We start from the raw sequence: 18,263 nt of genomic DNA, 5'->3' as shown, positions 1-18,263 counted from the left end.
ACCCGGACCCGGTACAAAAACCCACCGGGCCGATTATCGGGTTCGTCAGCCGCGCCCCGCTTGCGGCGGCGGAGGAGGGCCCGACCGGCGGGGGCGGGACGGGGCGCCGCCGGCTACTCGGTGACGACCGTGACGGGGCCGTCCGCGTCGAGGATGAGCCGCTGGGTGTCGTCGCCGAACAGCGCCTTCCCCGCGGGCGAGCGCTTCCGGCCCGCGACGAACAGGTGGTCGCAGTCCCGCCTGCGCGCCTCCGTCAGCACCGACTCCGCCCGGTCGCCGACGGTCCCGACCGCCTCGTACTCCACGTCGACCCCCTCCAGCACCTCGCGGCCGATGTCGGCGGCGTACGCGCGGGCGCCCTCGACGGCCTGGCCGACGCTGTAGGTGGAGTCGCCGCGGGTGATCTGCGCCAGCTTCTCGCGCTGTTCGTCGTACTCGTCCTCGTCGGTGACGTGCAGCAGCGTCAGCTTCGCGTCGACGCCGGCGGCGAGTTTGCCCGCCTCCCGGGTCAGCCGCTTGGCGGTCTCTGTCGGGCCCACGACTGCGAGCGCGTGCTCCATGGCCGGCGTCTGTCGGGTGCGCGTGAAAAATCCCGAGGGTCCGCCGGCGTGTTGACACGCCGCACGTCCGCCGGTCCGCGGTCGCCGCTCGACCGGGAGCCGGCTCCCGTCGGCGTGGCCGCCCTCCCCCGCCTCAGCAGTCGACCCGGTCGCCGATCTCGACGATCTCCAGGCGCTCGGGGTACTCGAAGCTCCTCGCGTGCTCGTGGAGCGCCGTCGGGTCGGCGGTCAGGCCCTTCCACATGTCCCAGTGGCTCGGGAGCAGGCGATCGGCCCGCAGGGCCTCGGCGATCTCGACGGCCTGGTTCTCGTCGCAGTACCACCGCGTCCGCTTCGGCTCGCGCGTCTCCTTGTCCGGCACGCGGCCGACGCTCCCGAACGCGACGACGGCGAGGTCGACGTCGTACTCGTCGCCGAGGTCGGCGAAGCCGTCGTGGGGCTTCGTGTCGCCGCCGTGGAAGACCGTCGCGTCGCCGTACCGGATCACGTAGCCGACGGGGTGGGTCGCGTCGGCGTCGCTGACCTCCACCACGTCCACGTCGAACCCCCCGACGGAGAACGAGTCGCCCTCGGCGACCTCGACGAGCTGGTCGTCGGTCACCTCCCAGTTCTCGGTCCACCCCTCCTCCTCCGTCACCGCGAGGGAGTCGTCGGCGGCGTAGAACTGCGCCCCGGAGTTGGCGAGGATCGGCGCCTGCGAGGGGCCGTGGACGTGGTCGGTGTGCTCGTGGGTGGCGAGGACGGCGTCCGCGTCGTACACGTCGTGCGGATCGAACGGCACCGGGATCATCCGGACGGTGCGCGGCGGGTCGCCGAGGCCGACGTAGGGGTCGATCCACAGGCTGGTCCCGTCGCCCGCCTTCAGGACGAAGCCGTTGCAGCCGAGGTACCACAGCGCCACGCCGTCGGGCTCGGCCGCCTCGACGGTCCGCGGCAGCCAGTCGCCCCAGTCGGATGCGATCGTCGGGTCGCTCGCGTCGCTCATGCGCCGTCGTTCCGGGGGGCGGCGGTAATGCCTATCGGCTCGCCGTGCGGTCTCGGCGTCGGCCTGCCGTCCGGTTATGCACACGGTTCGGGACGGTAAGCCGGCAGGTAACTATGCGACCTGATACCGTGCCCGGAAAGCATATGCCGGAGAGCGCGAACGACGACGACATGGCGACGGGAGCACGGCGGACGCTGGAGTTCGCGGCGATGCGGCACAACATCGCCGAGTGCGTCACCCTGGTCGACGAACAGACGTTCGGGCGTCCGGCGAAGTGAGGCCGCGCGCCGGGTCGACACCGGCGGTCCCGCCCGTTCGACGGCCGCCTCACGGGTCGGTCGCGACCGACCTATCGTCCCTTCCAGGACCGGTAGATGTCGTGGCCGACCATCCCGATCCCGGGGAGGCCGACGACCCAGTTGATCAGGCCGCCGAGCACCGGGATCGCGGTCACGAGCGCCAGCACGAGCGCGCCGACCAGCACCTCGGAGCCGCCGGGGTCGTCCCCGCCGGTGAGGAGGCTGCCGACGACGCCCACCATCACGGCCGAGCCGACGATCCCCACGACCGCGAGGACGATCACCCCGGGGATGGCCACCACCAGCCCGATGATCGTGATCGCGAGGATCGCCAGCGCGATCGGGACGCCGACGCCGACGATCAACCCCCACACGACCGTCTCTGCGGGGTCGTCGCGGAACTCCCCGAGCTTTCGCGCGGCGTACTCTGGGCCGAGCGCGACGAGCGCGCCGCCCAGGAGGAGGTTGACCACGAACCCCGCGCCGAAGCTCACCGCGAGCCTGGTCCCGAGGTCGAGCGACGACCGCGGGTCGTTCACCCCGGGCTGAGCGGCCGCGACGCCGACGGCGGCGGCGACGAACGCGAGGGTGCAGAGCGCGCCGACCGCGCTGCGGGCTGTGCGTGCGGAGGGCTTCGCTGCGGAGGGCATCGAACGTGGCAGGTATCCGAGGGGACGAATAGCTTCCGGTCCGTCGGCGGCCCCCGCGGCGGCGGAGTGCCGGGGACGGCGACGGTCGGTCCTCTCCCCTACCAGGTGCCGTGAAAGGTGTCGAACTCCAGGTCCTCGAGCGGCTTGTTCCCGACGGCGATCTCGTACTCGCCGGGGGTGAGCATCGGCTTGTGGAACTGCGGGCCGTCGTCGGTCGTGATGCGCGGACAGCCCGTGTTGACGAACGCGTCGAAGTCGAAGTTGCGCAGGCGGTCCGGCGTCACCTCGTCCATCGTGATGAGGTGGGCGTTCTCGTTCTCCTCGACGATCTCCTCGGCCGTCTCCCAGCGGCCCTGGCCGATCTTGGTGCAGAAGATGACGCCGAAGGTGTCGGCGTCCATCGCGCGGTGGACGGCGCCGTAGCGCTGCTTGAGGAACTTCTCGGTGTCGGCGATCGTGACGACGTTGTTGACGGGGTCGCCGATGACGACCGTCTTGTCGGGGTGTTCCATCGCCAGCCCGAGCGGGTGGAACTTGCCGCCGCCGACGTACAGCACCTGGTCGGCGTCGATGTCGGCGCTGGCGTAGTTGCACCCGAGCACCTGCCCCTCGTGGGTGAGGCGGTCGTCGCCGCGGCGGGTGTGGACCTCGTAGCCGCGCTCCTCCAGCCACTCGACCATGTCGCCGAAGAGGTTCATGTGCTGGGCGGTCGTCACCAACCCGACGTCGGGGTCGTCCTCGGGGTCGGCGAGCTCCTCCAGCGACTCCTCCATGATCGGGAAGGGGTCGACGTTCGAGAAGAGGGGGACGTAGATGATCTTGTCCGACTCCTTCATCGGCGAGTGGCCGAAGTGGACGAACACGTCACACCGCCGCATCAGGTAGGTGTCGAGGTCGCAGGCGCCGTAGCACGGCTGGCCGGAGATGAGGTACGTGACGTCCTCGGTCAGCTCCCGGAGGTCGTCGGCGACCGCGGGCGCGCGGCGCTTCAGGCCCTCGGGGAACTGGAGACCGACTTTGTCGGCGTCGCGCTCCTCGACCGCCTCGACGATCCGGTCGAGCTCGTAGTCCCACTCGCGGTCGTGTTTGAGCGACATCCCCGTGTTGGTGAGGTCGCCCTCGCTCCGCTGGCTCATTGCACCCCGCTAACTACCGGAGGCGGTTAAGGGGTCCGCTCCCCGGATCCCCGCGCGAACGGCTCGCACGGCCCCGGTACACCCTTTAGGCCCCCCGACGCAGTCGTCGACGTGACCGGACACCGGCCCCCCGCCGTCGACGGCGGATCCCCGTCTGCCCGCGGAACGACGTTCCACGTGGTCGACGTGTTCGCCCGCGACGGCGAGCGCTTCACCGGCAACCAGCTCGCCGTGTTCCACGACGCCGCGGACCTCCCGGACGACGAACTGCTCGCGCTCACCCGGGAGACGAACTTCTCGGAGTGCACCTTCGTCGAGGGGACGACGGACGGCGGGTTCGACGTCCGCATCTTCGACCCGGCCGAGGAGATCCCGTTCGCGGGCCACCCGACGCTCGGCACCGCGGCGGTCCTGCGCGAGTTGGTCGGGGACGACCCGACGGGCCGCGGCGAGCCGGCGACCCCCGGCGACGACGGCGCGGACGCCGCCCGCGACGATGCCGCGACGGACCGCGGCGCCGTCGGCGACGAGCTGACGCTGAACCTCGGCGTCGGCCCGATCGACGTGTGGGTCGAACGCGCCGACGGCGGCGACCGCGATGGCGGCGACCACGACTGCGCCGACACGGCGAGCGACGACGCCCGCGAGGAATACTGGATGCGCCAGGTCCCGCCCGAGTTCGGGGAGACGGTCCCCGCCGAGGTCGCCGCGGACGTGCTCGGCCTCGACCCCGCCGATGTCGACGCCGAGTACCCAGTGCAAGCGATGTCGACGGGGCTCCCGACGCTGGTGGTCCCGCTCGCGTCGGTCGACGCGGTCGAGCGCGCGGCCACGACCGAGCCCGCGTACGGCGAGTTCATCGACGAGCACGGGGGTCACAACGTCCTCGCGTTCGCCCGCGGCGGCGTCGACGGCGGCGACCTCCACGCGCGGGTGTTCGCGGACTGGGCGGGGGTCCCCGAGGACCCCGCGACCGGGTCGGCCGCCGGCTGTCTCGCCGGTTGGCTGCTCGAACACGGCTACCTCGGGGCGGGGCCGGTCGCGGCGACCGTCGAGCAGGGGTACGAGCTGGGCCGGCCCTCGCGGCTTCGCCTCCGCGCCCACCGCGACGCGGACGGGGACCCGACTGTCGAGGTCGGCGGCGCGGTCGTCCCGGTCGCCGAGGGACGGCTGCTGTAGCTCGCCGGGCGTCGACGTCTCCGGCCGGGTCGGTGGCGCAACGCCGCCGCGGCGCGACGGCACCCTACCTCGGCTACGCGATGTCGCGGGAGGTGTCGATGGCGACCTGCTCCTCCAGCTTCAGTTTCACCGTCTCGTCGAGCGCGCGGCCGCCGCGGAACTTCGGGACGGCGAGCTTGTTGATCACGTCGTTGCCGCGGACCTGCGTGTCGAGGTCCCACACGACGTCGGCGACGTGCTCGGTCATCGCGCGGTTCCGCGGCTCGTCGCCGCCCTTCATCGCGTGGAGGAACGCGACGCTGTCGGTGTTGACCATCGTGGTCTGCAGTTCGTTGAGGAAGCGCCGGTACCGCGAGCGCTCGGTCCGCTCCAGCGGGTCGAGCGCGTCGACGATCAGGTTGGCGTTCTCGGGGAGCGCGCCGATCAGCCTGTTGGCGGCGTCCAGCGGGGCGTCGCCGCCGACGTCCCGAACCGTCGGCGTCCCGACCCGGGACTTCGTCCGCTGGATGGCGTCGGAGACGGCCTGGTCCGAGCGCAGCGTCGTGAGGTACAGCGTTCCCCGCGCGGCCGTGAGTTCGTACAGCAGCAGCTCCGACTGGCTCGCCGGGTCCGCCGAGAACAGCACGATGCTGCCCGCGGGGATCCCCCCGTCGAGCCGGCGATCGAGCACCTCGATGCCGGTCGGGAGCCGCTGGGCCATGCCCCAATCTGACTACCTACTGGGACATAACCGTTTCCTCGCGTCAGACGCCGCGCACGCGGGCCGGCGCCTCGACCGCCAGCGCCGCCGCCGCCTCCGCGTACGCTGCCCGGACCCGCTCGTCGTCGAGCGGGGGCGCCGACCCGCGGGGCACGGACGCGACGACCGGGCAGCCGAGCGCGTCGGCGACGCCGGGCGGGACGGCGGTCGCTCGGGTCACCGCCGCGGCGACGACGGGCGTCCCGAGCGCCCGGGCCATCCCGGCCGTCTTGACGGCGTCGCGCACCGCCGCCGCGCACGGCTCGGTCACGAGAACGGCTCCGTCGGCGACGCCCAGCGGGGCGACGGCGTCCGGTCCGGCGCCCGCGGGACAGTCGACGAGGACGACCGTCCCCTCCGGGGTGTCCCGCCGGATCGCCCGAAGGACGCGACCGGGGTCGCGCTCCGCGGGCGTCGCCGGCGCGGGGAGCACGCGCACGTCGGCCGCGTCGCGGTGGCCGTCCGCGTCGTCGAGACGGAACGCGACCGAGAGCGGCGACGCCGCGGCCTCGCCGTCGGTGAACTCCGTCCGCCGTGGTCCGCCCGCAAGCGCGCCCAGATCCGGGAGGTCCCAGTCGGCGTCGACGGCGACGACCGCCGTGCCCGCCGCCGCGAACGCCCGCGCGAGCCCGAGCGTCGTCGTCGTCTTCCCCGTGCCGCCCTTGCCGCCGGTGACCGCGAGCATGGGGGCGGCTGCGTCGCTATCGGGTTTCAACTCTCGCGAAGCGAACGGGCGTCGCGGGCCGACCGAACGGGGAACGAACCGGGGTCGCCGACCGGGCGGCTCAGTCCTTACAACAGCCGCCGGCTTCGCCGCCGAAGTCGACGTCGAGGGGCGCGGAGACGGCCTCGTTCAGCGTCTCCAGGCGGTCCTGTAGGTCGTCCTGCGCCGCGACGTACTCCCGCATCACGTCCAGCGAGTGGAGTTCCTGCTGGGCCGCCTGTACCTTCTCCATCGCCTCCTGATCCGCACGTCCGGCCTGGCGGGCCATCGCGAACTCCTGACGGAGCTGCTCGAACTCGGAGATGCGCTCCTGGGCCTCCTCGTCGTCGCGCACGGCCGCCTTCGCCTCCTCGAAGCGCCGGTACTCCGGCGTCTCGGCTATCGCCTCGCCCAGCTCCGCCGCCAGTTCCTCGACGGGGTCGTCCGCCGCCGCGGCCTCGGGGGCGTCCGTCTCGATGCTCATGGCTCGCCTTGGAATCGGTCGCTGTTAAGCCCCGCGACTGTGGACACGGCGGTGGACGGGGATCGATCGCCGCCCCCAAGTCGCGGGACCGTCGGTCGCGACAGCCGGGGTCGGTCACGTCGCCACGGCGTACGCGCCGGCGGCGAGGGTGACCACGACGACGAGGACCGTCCAGTTCCGCGGCGTATCGAACGACCCGTACGGTCCGCCCTTGCGGGTGAACAGGTACGCGAAGTAGACCACGAGCGGGGCCACCCGTGCCGCGAGGGGGACGGGGACGCCGGCGAGCAGGTCGAGCCCGACGGTCAGCGCGACCGCGCCGAGGGCGGCGGCGCCGGCGACAGCGAGGTCCTCGCGTGCGTCGCTGAGATCCATCTGTGGGTGGATGGGTGAAGCGGAAGTAATCGGTGTCGGTTCAACGGGGCGACCGCGCGAGCGGGGTTACTCCTCGGCGTCCTCGAGCTCCTCGACGAGTTCGTCGGCGTCGACGTCGACGTCGTCCATGTCCACGTCGTCGAGGGCCTCCTCGATGTCCTCGCCGCCCATGCCGCCGCCCATACCGCCCATCATGCCGCCCATACCGCCCATCATGCCGCCGCCGGAGCCGTCGATGACCTCCTCGATGACGACCCGGTCGAGGTCCAGCCGGCCCATGATGTCCTGGGCGATCTGCTGCTTCGAGAACATCCACTGCTGGTTCATCTGCATCATCGGCGTCGCCTCGATGTACAGCGAGCGCTTCTCGACCTCCTTCGTCTCGGTCTCGCGCTCGACCTCGCCGGTCTCCTCGTCCTCGTGGGCCTCGACGGTGACCTCCTCCTCGACGGTCTCGGTCTCGATGCGGACCTCGGGGGCCTCCTGGAGGTACATGCCGATGAGTCCGGCGGCCTTCTCCTCGTCGTCGTCGACGAGCCCGACGATCTCGTAGTCGTACTCCAGGTCGTCGCCGGCCAGCGGGTGGTTGAAGTCGACGCGCGAGCGCCCGCCGATGACCGTCTCGACGTAGCCCTGCTCGCCGTCGATGGTGACCTGCGCGCCGGGGTAGCGGTCGTCCTCGGGGATCTTCTCGGCGCTCACGGTGCGCACGTCGTCGGGGTCGAACTCGCCGAACGCCTCCTCGGCGGGCACGGTGACGACGTTCGAGTCGCCGACCTCGCGGCCGACGAGGTCGTCGTCGACGGAGGCGAAGACGTGGCCCTCGCCGACGACGACGGTGCGCGGGGAGAAGTCGTACTCGTCGTCGTCGATGCCGGCCTCCTCGGCGACCTCCTTCGAGGTCGTGTCGACGACCCGGCCCTCCTCCTCGTCCTCGCCGGGCACGGTCCGGACGGTGTACTCCAGCCGGACGAAGTCGCCGTTCTCGATCCCGTCGGCGGACTCCTCGGTCTCGACCTCGGCGTCCTCGCTCGCCTCATCGCCGGCGTCGGCGGCCTCCGCCGCCTCCGCCTGCTCTTCTTCGCTCATGTCCGGACCGTCGCTCGTCCGCTTCTTAACACTCACGTTTCGGCCGGACGGCAGATCCCGCCCGATCGGGCCGAGACGGCCCGCCTCCCGGCGGCTCGCGACACGCTTTTCCCCCGCCCCGCGGACCGTCGGCGTATGGACGAGGTGGGCGGATGTACGAGGTCGAGGTGAAGGTGCGCGCCGACCACGACGCGGTGCGCGACCGACTCGCCGACCGCGACGCCGACCGCCTGCGCACCGTCGAGCAGGTGGACACGTACTACGACGCGCCCCACCGCGACTTCGCGGAGACGGACGAGGCGCTCCGGCTTCGCCGGGAGACGGTCGTCTCCGGAGGGGACGCCGGCGACACGGACGGCGAACCGTCGACGGAGACGAGGGTCACCTACAAGGGGCCGCTCGTCGAGGCCGAGTCGAAGACCCGCGAGGAGTTCGAAACCGGCGTCGCCGACGCGGAGGCGACCGAGGGGATCCTCGCGGGGCTGGGCTTCGAACCCGCCGCGACCGTCGAGAAGGACCGGGCGTTCTACGCGCTCGACGGCTACACCGTCACCCTCGACGAGATACCCGGCCTCGGACAGTTCGTCGAGGTCGAGCGCGAGGCCGAGGAGGCGGACATCGAGTCGGTTCGCGAGGGCGCCTACGACGTGCTCGCCGACCTCGGGCTGGACCCCGACGAACAGATCCGGACCTCCTACCTCGGCCTGCTGCTCGCGTCGCAAGATTCGCCAGATAATACTCGGTAGTTATCTCCGACGGCGTATCTGTTTTCGCAAGTTATAGTTCGGCCCGTCTCCTCACCGCGACTAATGAGGAACATCCAGGTCTCCGAGCTCGACCGACGCGCGGTCGAGGACCAGGAGGTAGAGATCGTCGAGCGAAAGGGGATCGGCCACCCCGACTCCATCTGCGACGGCATCGCGGAGGCCGTCTCCCGCGGCCTCTCACAGCTGTACCTCGACCGCGTGGGGAAGGTGCTCCACTACAACACCGACGAGACACAGCTCGTCGCCGGGCGTGCCGCGCCCTCCTACGGGGGCGGGGAGATGCTCGACCCGATCTACGTGCTCATCGTCGGTCGGGCGACCAAGACGTACGAACTCGACGACGGCACGGAGCTGACGCTCCCCGTCGAGCGCGTCGCGCTGGAGTCGGCCCGCGCGTACCTGGAGGAGCACGTCCCCGAACTGGACGTCGGCACCGACATCGTCCTCGACGTCGACCTGGGCGAGGGCTCGGGGGACCTCCAGGACGTCTTCGGCGAGGAGGACGCGCAGGTGCCGATGGCCAACGACACCTCCTTCGGCGTCGGCCACGCGCCGCTCACCGAGACCGAGCGGATCGTCCTCGACGCCGAGCGCGAGCTCAACGGTCCCTACGCCGACGAACACCCCGAGCTCGGCCCGGACGTGAAGATCATGGGCAAGCGTGAGGGCGACCAGATCGACATCACCGTCGCGGCGGCGATGATCGACGCCCACGTCGGCGGCCTCGACGACTACCGCGAGGCGACCGAGCGGGTCGAGCGGTTCGTCACGGATCTCGCCGAGGACTACACCGACCGCGAGGTGCACGTCGACGTGAACACGGCCGACGACTTGGAGGAGGGCTCCATCTACCTCACGACGACCGGGACCTCCGCGGAGCAGGGCGACGACGGCTCCGTCGGCCGCGGCAACCGCGCGAACGGACTGATCACGCCGAACCGCCCGATGAGCATGGAGGCCACCTCCGGCAAGAACCCCGTGAACCACATCGGGAAGATCTACAACCTCCTGTCGACGGACATCGCCGAGGCCGTCGTCGAGGAGGTCGACGGCATCCGCGACCTGCAGGTCCGACTGCTCTCACAGATCGGTCGTCCCATCGACGAGCCCCACGTCGCCGACGCGCAGGTCGTCACCGAGGAGGGTGTCGCCGTCTCCGACATCGAGGCCGACGCACGCGCCATCATCGACCGGCGCCTCGCGAACGTCACCGACGTGACCCGCCGGGTCATCGAGGGCGACCTCTCGACGTTCTGAGCCGGCGCGGTCGCTCGGTCCCCGCCTACCCCCGCGTCGGTTTCGCGTACACCCGGCGGTGACCGTTCGCGCGGCGGCTCCGCCGGGGATTTCGCTCCCCGCCACGCGGCGATCCTCAGGTCACGCGGGGGGTGGCCCCGTCTTCCCGCAAAAGGGTTCGCGCCGCCTCGGGTCGCGCTCGTCCCCGCCGCTCGCTCGTTCCCGTCTCAGTCGCCGCCGAGTTCCCGAGCGAGGTACGTGGCGATGTCCGTGTCCGCGGACTCGACGAACCGGGCGACCTCCTCGCCGTCGGCGAAGACGATCACCGTCGGGATGCGGGTGACGCCGTACTCGTCCATGCCCGGCCCCTCCTTCTCGCCGTCGACCTTCTCGACGGGGTACTGCTCGACGCGGTCGGCGGGGACGCCGGCGGCCTCCAGGGCCGCTGCGAAGCCCGGCAGTTGTCCCGTGCAGTCGGGGCACCAGTCGCCGCCCCAGACCTTGTACGTCAGGCCGTCGGCACCGAGGGCCGCGGCCACGTCGGGGTCGACGTCGGCCGCGTCGTCGGGCTCCATCGTCGCGAGCGTCGCGCTCATACCGGATCTGGATCGCCGACCCGGTTAAGCGCGACGCCGGCGGCAGACCCGACGGACGGAAGGTTTCCGGACCCTCCGGGGTGCGCCCCGCCACGCTCGTGCGCTCCGACCGCCCGAGGGCTTGCCGGCGACGCGGGTGGCTTTAGGCGCGACGCGAGTATCCGGGGTATGGACGATTCCGTACTCGACACCGTCGGCTCGCCGCTCGTGCGGGTCGACTCCCCGCCCGGCGCGACCGTCGCGGCGAAGCTGGAGTCGCGCAACCCGGGCGGATCGGCGAAGGACCGCCCGGCGTTGCGCATGATCGAGCGCGCGGAGGCGGACGGGACGCTGGAACCGGGCGACGAACTGGTCGAACCCACCTCCGGCAACACGGGGATCGGACTGGCGATGGTCGGCGCGGCGAAGGGGTACGACGTGACGCTCGTGATGCCGGCCTCCAAGAGCGAGGAGCGCCGGCGGATCATGGCGGCCTACGGCGCCGACCTCGAACTCGTCGACGGCGATATCGACGCCGCGAAGGAGCGCGCCGACGAGCTGGAGGCCGAGGGAAAGGTCCAGCTCAGACAGTTCGAGAACGCGGCCAACCCCGACTCCCACTACGAGCTGACGGGCGGGGAGGTGCTGGAACAGCTCGACGGCCGGGAGCCGGACGCGCTCGTCGCGGGCGTCGGCACCGGCGGCACGGTCACCGGGATCGGCCGCCGGCTCCGCGAGGAGTTCCCCGCGATGGACGTGGTCGCGGTGGAGCCGACCGACTCCGCGGTCCTCTCGGGCGAGGAGCCCACCGCCGACTCCTTCCAGGGGATGGGCCCGGGGTTCGTCAGCCCGAACCTCGACACGGACCTCCTCGACGGCGTGCTCACCGTCGACGTCGAGGAGGCGGAGGCGGAGTGCCGCCGGCTCGCCCGCGAGGAGGGGATCCTCGTCGGGCAGTCGTCGGGCGGGTCGAACGTCCGCGCACGCGACGTGGCGGCGGCGTTCGCCGCCGGCGACGACCCCGGCTACCGCGACGTGGCCGTCGACGGGTGGGAGCCCCGGGAGGACGACAGGGTCGGCGTCGCCGGCGACGACCCGCTCGTGCTCACGGTGTTCTGGGACTCCGGCGAGCGATACATGTCGACCGGGCTGTACGACTGAGCGGGCGGGAGGGACTCGGCGCCCGGACGGCACCCGCGGTCGCTCAGTTCTCGAACTCCTCGCGGGTGACGCGGACGCCGACTGTCTCGTCCACGTCCCGGAGGTCGTACTCCGGGAGCTCCGCGTCGTCGCTGCGGGCGAGGTACATGGGCTCGACCAGCCGGCCCTCCTCGACCCCGTACAGCTTCAGGAAGCGGTCGGTCTCCTCGCGCCGGATCGCGTCGTTGCGGACGGCGGTCGCCAGTTTCCGGGAGAGCCACTCCTCGCTCGACACCGACGGCTCCCGGATCAGCACCTCGTCGGCGAACCGCACGAGGTACCAGTTGAGGTCGTTGCACAGCGACACCGCCGCGCCGAGGCTGACGGTGTCGAGGGCGACGGCGTTCTCGTAGGGGGCCCGGAGGTCGTACGTCGCGAGCGCGTCCCGCGCCGTCTCCCGCGAGAGCAGCTCGTAGCGGAGGTCCACCTCGGGGTCGCCGACGAGACAGACCGTGGTCATACGACCGCGTCGCCGCCGGCGGGCAAAGCGGTTACGCTCCCCGGGCGGACGGCGCGGTCCACCGACCCCTCCTCCCGGGGCGGACGCGAGGGTGGCGGGACCCGTCGCTCACTCCTCGGCGGCCCACTCCAGCGCCGCCCGGAGGTCGTGGTTCGGGGGCGAGCACGTGAACTCCCGGCAGGCGTACGCGGTCGGCTCGCCGTCGCGGGCCTCGCGTCCCCGCCAGACGGGCGGCGCCTCGTCGACGCCGATCCGCTCCAGCCACGGGTCGAGCGCGTTGTCCGTCGGCGGGCGCGGCGCGACGAGGACGCCGGGGAGGTAGCGGCCGGCGAGGGTGTCCCACCACTCCTCGGGCAGGTCCTCGCAGGCGAGCGTCAGCTCGAACGGCCCGCTCTCGGCGCGGGCGGCCGCCAACGCCAGCGTGACGTGTTCCAACGGCGCCGCCGTCACGTCGTCCGCGTGCGTCGCGAGCACGTCGCGGGCGACGTCCTCGAAGCCCTCGTCGGGCGCGAAGGGGTCCAGGTCGAGCAGCAGCCGCGTCGCCACGCCGAGGCTCGACGGCGTCGACGCGTCGGTCGGCTCCTGCGGGCGGACGACGAGGTCCTCGGCGTCCTCGGGGGTCGCGTAGATGGTGGCGTCGTCGGCGTCGTAGAAGGCGTCGACGACGACCCGAGCGAGGTCGAGCGCGAACGCGAGGTGGTCCACCTCGCCGGTGACGCCGTACAGCTCCAGCGCCGCGCGCCCGAGGTACGCGTAGTCCTCCAGGTAGCCGATCCCCTTCACCTCGCCCTCGCCGACGTCGTCGCCCTCGGTCTCGATGTAGCGCCGGCCGAGCCGGTCGCCGTCCCAGAGGTGCTCGCGGACGAACCCGAGCGCGTCGACCCCGCGGTCGGCCAGCGACGGGTCGAGCGTGCGCGCGCCGGCGGCGAACGCCGATATCGCGAGCCCGTTCCACCCCGCCAGCACCTTCTCGTCGCGGGGCGGGCGCTCGCGGGTCGCCTCGCGGCGGTCGAACAGCGCGGTCCGCGCCCGCATCAGCCGCTCGCGGACGTCCTCGACCGCGAGGTCGTACTCCTCGGCGAGGTCGGCGACCGGGCGCGACCGCGTGAGCACGGTCGTGCCGCGCTCGAAGTTGCCGCCGGGCTCGACGCCGAAGCGGTCGCACACGAGGTCGGCCGTCTCGCCGTCGTCGAGGCCGGCGGCCGCCAGCGCCCCGGCGACGGAGTCGGGCGTCCACACGTAGAACTCGCCCTCGCCCTCGCCGGAGTCGGCGTCGAGGGTGCCGTAGAAGCCGCCCTCGGGGTGGGAGAGCTCGCGGTCGAGGAACGCAAGCGTCTCCTGTCCCACGAGGCCGTACGTCGGGCGCCCGAGCAGCCGGTGGGCGTCGAGGTAGACCCGCGCGAGTTCGGCGTTGTCGTACAGCATCTTCTCGAAGTGGGGGACCACCCACTCGCGGTCGGTGCAGTAGCGGTGGAAGCCGCCGCCGACCTGGTCGTAGAGGCCGCCGTTCGCCATCGCGTCGAGCGTCTCGACGGCGACGCTCAGCGGCTCCTCCCGGCCGCTGCGGGCGTATGCCTGCATGAGCAGGTCGAGCCGGCCGGTCTGGGGGAACTTGGGGCCCTGACGACCGAATCCGCCGTGTTCGCGGTCGGCGCTCCGGAGCGCGGCGGTCACGGCGCCCGAGAGCACGTCCGCGTCGGGGAGGCCGTCGGCCGCCCCGCCCTCTCCGGCGTCGGGGGCGTCGCCCGCGGCGTCCGCCGCGGCCCCGCCGTCTCCGCCGGTCGACTCCAGCTCGTCGCGCGCGGCGGCGGTCCACTGCTCGGCGCGCGCCTCGACGTCCTCGCGCTGGTCGGGGTCGTTCCAGGAGTTCGCGAGGTTGCGACAGACATCGAGGAAGCCGGGCATCCCCTGGCGTCCCTCGCGCGGGAAGTACGTCCCCACGTAGAACGGCTTCCCGTCGGGCGTGAGCCACGCCGAGAGCGGCCAGCCGCCGCGACCGTTCACCAGCTGACAGACGGTCTGGTACACACGGTCGAGGTCGGGGCGTTCCTCGCGGTCCACCTTCACGGGGACGAACTCCTCGTTCAGCACCGCCGCGACGGCCTCGTCCTCGAACGACTCCTCCTCCATCACGTGACACCAGTGGCACGCGGAGTAGCCCACCGAGAGGAATATCGGCACGTCCCGCTCGCGGGCGGCCGCGAGCGCCTCCTCGTCCCACGGCTGCCAGTGGACCGGGTTGTCCGCGTGTTGGCGCAGGTACGGGCTGGCCTCCTCCCCCAGCCGGTTCCGCGCCGTCGGATCGCTCATTGTCGGGGCGTCGGCGTCGGGACGGATAAGCGGGGCGGCCGCGGCACGGGCGCGGCGGCTCGCTCTCGTCGGCGACCTCGCGGGTCGTCGTCCCCTCGACGACCGATCGATGCACGAACGCGTACAACAACTGTCGGTGAGACCGCAACGGTTACACTCCCGTGTATTGATCCGTCGACCATGTCGGAGACAGTTCTCCTCGTCGGCGGCGGCGGCCGCGAGCACGCCATCGCCCGCGCGCTCGCCGACGACTGTACCCTGTACGCCTGTGCGAGCAACCGGAACCCGGGCATCGCGTCGCTGGCCGACGGGTTCGAGCAGGTCGGCGAGCGCGACGCCGACGCCGTCGTCGCCTACGCCGAGGACACGGGTGCGGATCTCGCGGTGATCGGCCCCGAGTCGGCGCTGGAGGCCGGCGTCGCCGACGCGCTCGACGCGGCGGGCGTGTACACGTTCGGCCCGCGCGCCGACGAGGCCCGCATCGAGACGGACAAGGCGTTCCAGCGGCGCTTCCTCGACGAGCACGACGTCCCCGGTAACCCGGACTACGAGACGTTCCACTCCGCGGAGGCGGCCGCCGAGTACGTCCGCGAGTACGACGGCGACGTGGCCGTGAAGCCGGTCGGCCTCACCGGCGGCAAGGGCGTCCGCGTGACGGGCGACCAGCTGACGACGGAGGCGGCCGTCGACTACGTCCTCGACGCCGAGTGGGACGACTGGGTGGTGGAGGAGCGCCTCGTCGGCGAGGAGTTCACCGTGCAGGCGTTCGTCGCGAACGGGGAGGTCCGGACGACGCCCGCGGTGCAGGACCACAAGCGCGCCTACGAGGGCGACGAGGGCCCGAACACCGGCGGGATGGGGAGCTACTCGGACACGGATTTGACGCTCCCATTCATGACCGAGGTGGACTACGAGGACGCCGTCGAGATCATCGAGTCGGTGGTCGACGCCCTCCCGGGGTACAAGGGCGTCCTGTACGGCCAGTTCATGCTCGGCGCCGACGGCCCGAAGGTGGTGGAGTTCAACGCCCGCTTCGGCGACCCCGAGGCGATGAACACCCTCCCGGTGCTGGAGACGCCGTTCCTCGACGTGCTGACGGCCGCCCGCGACGGCGAGCCGCTGCCCGAGCTGACGTTCTCGGGCGAGGCGACCGTCTGCAAGTACGCCGTGCCGGCGGGCTACCCGGTCGAGCCGGAGGCCGGCGAGCGCATCGAGGTCGACGAGGCGAGCGTCGGCGACGCCCTCCTCTTCTACGCGAGCGTCGACCAGCGGGAGGACGGCCTGTTCACGACCACCTCGCGGTCGTTCGCGGTCGTCGGCCTCGGCGACTCCATCGCCGCGGCGGAGGCGGACGCGGAGTCGGCGCTCTCGGTCGTCGACGAGGGGTTCCACGTCCGCCACGACATCGGGACCGCGGAGCTGGTGCAGTCGCGGGTCGACCACATGGCGGAACTGCGCGGCGAGTAACGCCGGGCGACCGCGCCGCGCCGCTCCGGGGCGCGGATCCCTCCGTCCCGTTCCCGCCCGCCGCGCCTCCGCCGGATGTCATCCCCGCCCGCCGGCGAGTTCCCGCGCGTCGTCGCTCCGGGCGAGCGCGACCATCGCGAGCGTGCCGACCGCCGGCCCGACCGCCAGCGGCGCGAACGCCCACCGCCAGCCGACCGCGTCCGCGACGACGGGCGTGAGCTGGATCGACGCGACCGTCAGGAGAAAGCCCACCGCCGTCTGGAGCGTGAGCGCCGAGCCGACGTACTCGTCGTCGGCCAGCTCCGAGACGGCCGCCGAGAACTGCGCGGAGTCGGCGACGATCAGGAACCCCCACAGGAGGACGAACGGCGCGATCAGGACGGTCGGAGCGCCGAAGGCGACGCCCGCGAGCAGGCACGCCAGCCCGGAGCCGACCATGCTCACGGAGGTGACGGTCGTGCGGCCGACGCGGTCGGCGGCGGCGCCGAACGTCCACGCGCCCACGCCGCCGATCGCGATGGCCCCGAACGCGAGCAGGGAGCCGAGCGCGCCGGCGGCGTCGACGCCGCGGGACGCGTAGCTTGCGGCGAGGTAGACGGGGAGCCACGTCCAGACGGCGTACAGCTCCCACATGTGTCCGAAGTAGCCGAGGTCCGCCAGCACCACCCCGCGGTCGCGGGCGATCCGGACGACGGCCCGCGGGTCGAACGCCGACGAGGGCGAGACGTGGGGGCCGTCCTCGAAGAACAGCACGAGCACGCCGGCGACGGTCGCGAGCCCCGCCGCCCCGAGCAACACCAGCCCGGGATCGCCGACGCCGGCGGTCGCAGCGCCGTCGGCGCCGCCGCCCCCGCCGGCTCCCAGGCCGCCCAGCGCGCGGAGGAGGTGCGGCGTCGCCGACCCCACCGTGAGCGCGCCCACCAGCACGCCGATGGCGAGGCCGCGCCCCTCCCGGAACCACCCCGCGAGCATCTTCATCCCGGTCGGGTAGACGCCGGCGAGCGCGACGCCGGTGGCGAACCGCAACGCGATCGCCGGCTCCGGCGAGTCGACCGCCAGTGCGATGGCCGCCGTCGCGGCCGCGCCGGCGAACGCCGACGCGGCGAACAGCACCTTCGGCCGGACCACGTCGGCGAGGGTCAGCGCGGCCGACGCCAGCGCCCCGGCGACGAATCCCAACTGGACCGCGGTCGTCAACAGCCCCTCCTCGGTCGGCGTCATCCCCCACGTCGCACTCAGCTCCGGCGCCACGGCGGAGGCGCTGAACCACAGCGTCATCGCGAACAGTTCGGCGACGCCGACGAGCGCGAGCGCCCGTCTCCGACCAGCCTGCGGAGTCGACCCCATCACGCTCCCCGAGCCGGCCGGCCCCGGAAAGCGTTCCTCCCCGATGTGCGGACCACGCACCCGCGTCGGGGAACGCACGAGATTGATTACGCCGGGGGCGTACGTACGGCCGTGAACGCCGACGACGCCGCGGACAACGCTCCGCCGGCCCGGTACGACCGACTGGAGCGACATCCGACACCCGGCGGGGGAAACTCCCTCCGGTACTGGACGGACGCCAAGTCGCCGCTGCGGGTCGCACTCAACTACCTCGTCGTGTGGCTGATCCGGGTCTCCCCGAGCCTCCAGCTGAAGACCTGGCTCCTCCGGCGACTGGGAGCGACCGTCGGCGGGGGCGTCTCGTGGGGGCTGGAGGCGACACCGGACGTGTTCTGGCCCGAGCGCATCGAACTGGGCGAGGACGCCATCGTCGGCTACGACTCGGTGTTGCTGTGCCACGAGTTCCTGCAGGACGAGTACCGCCTCGGCGACGTGGTCGTCGGGGACCGGGCCATGCTGGGCGCCAAGGTGACGGTGCTCCCGGGCGTCCGAATCGGCGAGGACGCGCAGGTGGCGGCGAACTCCCTCGTCGCCGACGACGTGCCGCCGGGCGCGACCGTCGCGGGCGTCCCGGCGACGCCGGTCGAGCGCGGCGACGACGGGGAGGGGACGACGGCGGACGCGCCGGAGGAGGACGCGACCGACTCGCGCGGGGACGGCTGA

The 18,263-nt window shown here is 72.5% G+C and carries 19 protein-coding genes; 6 read left to right on the top strand and 13 right to left on the bottom strand.

The features are described 5' to 3' along the window. Positions 1-113: 113 nt before the first annotated feature. The 4 genes from ACQUQ1_RS14045 to dph2 form a co-directional block, all read right to left on the bottom strand. Complete coding sequence (locus ACQUQ1_RS14045) at positions 114-560, bottom strand: universal stress protein (RefSeq protein WP_435064931.1); 447 nt, start codon at positions 558-560, stop codon at positions 114-116. Positions 561-693: 133 nt separating this feature from the next. After that, positions 694-1,545: an MBL fold metallo-hydrolase gene (locus tag ACQUQ1_RS14040; protein ID WP_435064930.1), complete on the bottom strand. Its 852-nt coding sequence runs from the start codon at positions 1,543-1,545 to the stop codon at positions 694-696. 349 nt (positions 1,546-1,894) lie between these two features. Further along, a complete protein-coding gene (locus tag ACQUQ1_RS14035; RefSeq protein ID WP_435064929.1) occupies positions 1,895-2,494 on the bottom strand; it encodes a hypothetical protein in 600 nt (199 codons plus the stop codon). A 98-nt stretch (positions 2,495-2,592) separates the two neighbouring features. Beyond that, positions 2,593-3,630 carry a diphthamide biosynthesis enzyme Dph2 gene (gene dph2 / locus ACQUQ1_RS14030; protein WP_435064928.1) on the bottom strand — a complete coding sequence of 346 codons (1,038 nt, stop codon included), beginning with the start codon at positions 3,628-3,630 and terminating at the stop codon, positions 2,593-2,595. A 111-nt stretch (positions 3,631-3,741) separates the two neighbouring features. Between dph2 and ACQUQ1_RS14025 the strand changes: the two genes are divergently transcribed. Further along, positions 3,742-4,809 carry a PhzF family phenazine biosynthesis protein gene (locus ACQUQ1_RS14025; RefSeq protein ID WP_435064927.1) on the top strand — a complete coding sequence of 356 codons (1,068 nt, stop codon included), beginning with the start codon at positions 3,742-3,744 and terminating at the stop codon, positions 4,807-4,809. Positions 4,810-4,882: 73 nt separating this feature from the next. Here the strand turns inward: ACQUQ1_RS14025 and ACQUQ1_RS14020 are convergent, their stop codons facing one another. The 5 genes from ACQUQ1_RS14020 to ACQUQ1_RS14000 form a co-directional block, all read right to left on the bottom strand. Then, positions 4,883-5,509 (bottom strand): RAD55 family ATPase, encoded by a 627-nt coding sequence (locus tag ACQUQ1_RS14020; protein ID WP_435064926.1) that lies wholly within the window; start codon positions 5,507-5,509, stop codon positions 4,883-4,885. Positions 5,510-5,552: 43 nt separating this feature from the next. Continuing rightward, positions 5,553-6,233, bottom strand: coding sequence for a MinD/ParA family ATP-binding protein (locus tag ACQUQ1_RS14015; protein WP_435064925.1), 681 nt, complete (start codon positions 6,231-6,233; stop codon positions 5,553-5,555). A 100-nt stretch (positions 6,234-6,333) separates the two neighbouring features. After that, complete coding sequence (locus ACQUQ1_RS14010; RefSeq protein ID WP_435064924.1) at positions 6,334-6,735, bottom strand: YlbF family regulator; 402 nt, start codon at positions 6,733-6,735, stop codon at positions 6,334-6,336. 114 nt (positions 6,736-6,849) lie between these two features. Then, complete coding sequence (locus tag ACQUQ1_RS14005; protein ID WP_435064923.1) at positions 6,850-7,110, bottom strand: hypothetical protein; 261 nt, start codon at positions 7,108-7,110, stop codon at positions 6,850-6,852. A gap of 66 nt (positions 7,111-7,176) precedes the next feature. Beyond that, a complete protein-coding gene (locus ACQUQ1_RS14000) occupies positions 7,177-8,199 on the bottom strand; it encodes an FKBP-type peptidyl-prolyl cis-trans isomerase (RefSeq protein WP_435064922.1) in 1,023 nt (340 codons plus the stop codon). Between the two features lie 152 nt (positions 8,200-8,351). On the opposite strand from ACQUQ1_RS14000, the gene cyaB reads away from it, so the two are divergent. Together cyaB and ACQUQ1_RS13990 are read left to right on the top strand one after the other, a co-directional pair. Next, positions 8,352-8,945 carry a class IV adenylate cyclase gene (gene cyaB, locus ACQUQ1_RS13995; RefSeq protein WP_435064921.1) on the top strand — a complete coding sequence of 198 codons (594 nt, stop codon included), beginning with the start codon at positions 8,352-8,354 and terminating at the stop codon, positions 8,943-8,945. 63 nt (positions 8,946-9,008) lie between these two features. After that, positions 9,009-10,223 carry a methionine adenosyltransferase gene (locus ACQUQ1_RS13990; RefSeq protein WP_435064920.1) on the top strand — a complete coding sequence of 405 codons (1,215 nt, stop codon included), beginning with the start codon at positions 9,009-9,011 and terminating at the stop codon, positions 10,221-10,223. Between the two features lie 206 nt (positions 10,224-10,429). Here ACQUQ1_RS13990 and ACQUQ1_RS13985 read toward each other — a convergent pair whose 3' ends face one another. Further along, a complete protein-coding gene (locus tag ACQUQ1_RS13985; protein ID WP_435064919.1) occupies positions 10,430-10,798 on the bottom strand; it encodes a thioredoxin family protein in 369 nt (122 codons plus the stop codon). A gap of 168 nt (positions 10,799-10,966) precedes the next feature. On the opposite strand from ACQUQ1_RS13985, the gene ACQUQ1_RS13980 reads away from it, so the two are divergent. Beyond that, the gene (locus tag ACQUQ1_RS13980; RefSeq protein ID WP_435064918.1) at positions 10,967-11,938 is read left to right on the top strand and encodes a PLP-dependent cysteine synthase family protein; all 972 of its coding nucleotides are present in this window, start codon (positions 10,967-10,969) and stop codon (positions 11,936-11,938) included. 43 nt (positions 11,939-11,981) lie between these two features. On the opposite strand, the gene ACQUQ1_RS13975 is transcribed toward ACQUQ1_RS13980, so the two are convergent. Further along, entirely contained in the window at positions 11,982-12,437 is a 456-nt protein-coding gene (locus tag ACQUQ1_RS13975; RefSeq protein WP_435064917.1) for a DUF5804 family protein, read from the bottom strand. Positions 12,438-12,545: 108 nt separating this feature from the next. Continuing rightward, positions 12,546-14,747 carry a thioredoxin domain-containing protein gene (locus tag ACQUQ1_RS13970; RefSeq protein WP_435064916.1) on the bottom strand — a complete coding sequence of 734 codons (2,202 nt, stop codon included), beginning with the start codon at positions 14,745-14,747 and terminating at the stop codon, positions 12,546-12,548. A gap of 180 nt (positions 14,748-14,927) precedes the next feature. Here ACQUQ1_RS13970 and purD point away from each other — a divergent pair, with 180 nt between their 5' ends. Continuing rightward, positions 14,928-16,214: a phosphoribosylamine--glycine ligase gene (gene purD / locus ACQUQ1_RS13965; protein ID WP_435064915.1), complete on the top strand. Its 1,287-nt coding sequence runs from the start codon at positions 14,928-14,930 to the stop codon at positions 16,212-16,214. 78 nt (positions 16,215-16,292) lie between these two features. Here purD and ACQUQ1_RS13960 read toward each other — a convergent pair whose 3' ends face one another. Then, a complete protein-coding gene (locus tag ACQUQ1_RS13960) occupies positions 16,293-17,561 on the bottom strand; it encodes an MFS transporter (RefSeq protein ID WP_435064914.1) in 1,269 nt (422 codons plus the stop codon). Between the two features lie 111 nt (positions 17,562-17,672). Between ACQUQ1_RS13960 and ACQUQ1_RS13955 the strand changes: the two genes are divergently transcribed. Continuing rightward, positions 17,673-18,263 (top strand): acyltransferase, encoded by a 591-nt coding sequence (locus ACQUQ1_RS13955; RefSeq protein ID WP_435064913.1) that lies wholly within the window; start codon positions 17,673-17,675, stop codon positions 18,261-18,263.

The organism is Halobaculum sp. EA56 (genome assembly GCF_051195075.1).
Lineage (GTDB): Archaea > Halobacteriota > Halobacteria > Halobacteriales > Haloferacaceae > Halobaculum.
This window is presented reverse-complemented; position numbering and strand designations above follow the sequence as displayed.

Excerpts from the sequence above, each read along its gene's own strand:
- cyaB (WP_435064921.1), top strand. The coding sequence starts at position 8,352 with ATGTACGAGGTCGAGGTGAAGGTGCGCGCCGACCACGACGCGGTGCGC.
- ACQUQ1_RS13990 (WP_435064920.1), top strand. The coding sequence starts at position 9,009 with ATGAGGAACATCCAGGTCTCCGAGCTCGACCGACGCGCGGTCGAGGAC.
- ACQUQ1_RS14045 (WP_435064931.1), bottom strand. The coding sequence starts at position 560 with ATGGAGCACGCGCTCGCAGTCGTGGGCCCGACAGAGACCGCCAAGCGG.
- dph2 (WP_435064928.1), bottom strand. The coding sequence starts at position 3,630 with ATGAGCCAGCGGAGCGAGGGCGACCTCACCAACACGGGGATGTCGCTC.
- ACQUQ1_RS13975 (WP_435064917.1), bottom strand. The coding sequence starts at position 12,437 with ATGACCACGGTCTGTCTCGTCGGCGACCCCGAGGTGGACCTCCGCTAC.
- ACQUQ1_RS14015 (WP_435064925.1), bottom strand. The coding sequence starts at position 6,233 with ATGCTCGCGGTCACCGGCGGCAAGGGCGGCACGGGGAAGACGACGACG.
- ACQUQ1_RS14035 (WP_435064929.1), bottom strand. The coding sequence starts at position 2,494 with ATGCCCTCCGCAGCGAAGCCCTCCGCACGCACAGCCCGCAGCGCGGTC.
- ACQUQ1_RS13980 (WP_435064918.1), top strand. The coding sequence starts at position 10,967 with ATGGACGATTCCGTACTCGACACCGTCGGCTCGCCGCTCGTGCGGGTC.
- ACQUQ1_RS13960 (WP_435064914.1), bottom strand. The coding sequence starts at position 17,561 with ATGGGGTCGACTCCGCAGGCTGGTCGGAGACGGGCGCTCGCGCTCGTC.
- ACQUQ1_RS14010 (WP_435064924.1), bottom strand. The coding sequence starts at position 6,735 with ATGAGCATCGAGACGGACGCCCCCGAGGCCGCGGCGGCGGACGACCCC.
- ACQUQ1_RS14000 (WP_435064922.1), bottom strand. The coding sequence starts at position 8,199 with ATGAGCGAAGAAGAGCAGGCGGAGGCGGCGGAGGCCGCCGACGCCGGC.
- ACQUQ1_RS14040 (WP_435064930.1), bottom strand. The coding sequence starts at position 1,545 with ATGAGCGACGCGAGCGACCCGACGATCGCATCCGACTGGGGCGACTGG.
- ACQUQ1_RS14020 (WP_435064926.1), bottom strand. The coding sequence starts at position 5,509 with ATGGCCCAGCGGCTCCCGACCGGCATCGAGGTGCTCGATCGCCGGCTC.
- purD (WP_435064915.1), top strand. The coding sequence starts at position 14,928 with ATGTCGGAGACAGTTCTCCTCGTCGGCGGCGGCGGCCGCGAGCACGCC.
- ACQUQ1_RS13985 (WP_435064919.1), bottom strand. The coding sequence starts at position 10,798 with ATGAGCGCGACGCTCGCGACGATGGAGCCCGACGACGCGGCCGACGTC.
- ACQUQ1_RS14005 (WP_435064923.1), bottom strand. The coding sequence starts at position 7,110 with ATGGATCTCAGCGACGCACGCGAGGACCTCGCTGTCGCCGGCGCCGCC.
- ACQUQ1_RS13970 (WP_435064916.1), bottom strand. The coding sequence starts at position 14,747 with ATGAGCGATCCGACGGCGCGGAACCGGCTGGGGGAGGAGGCCAGCCCG.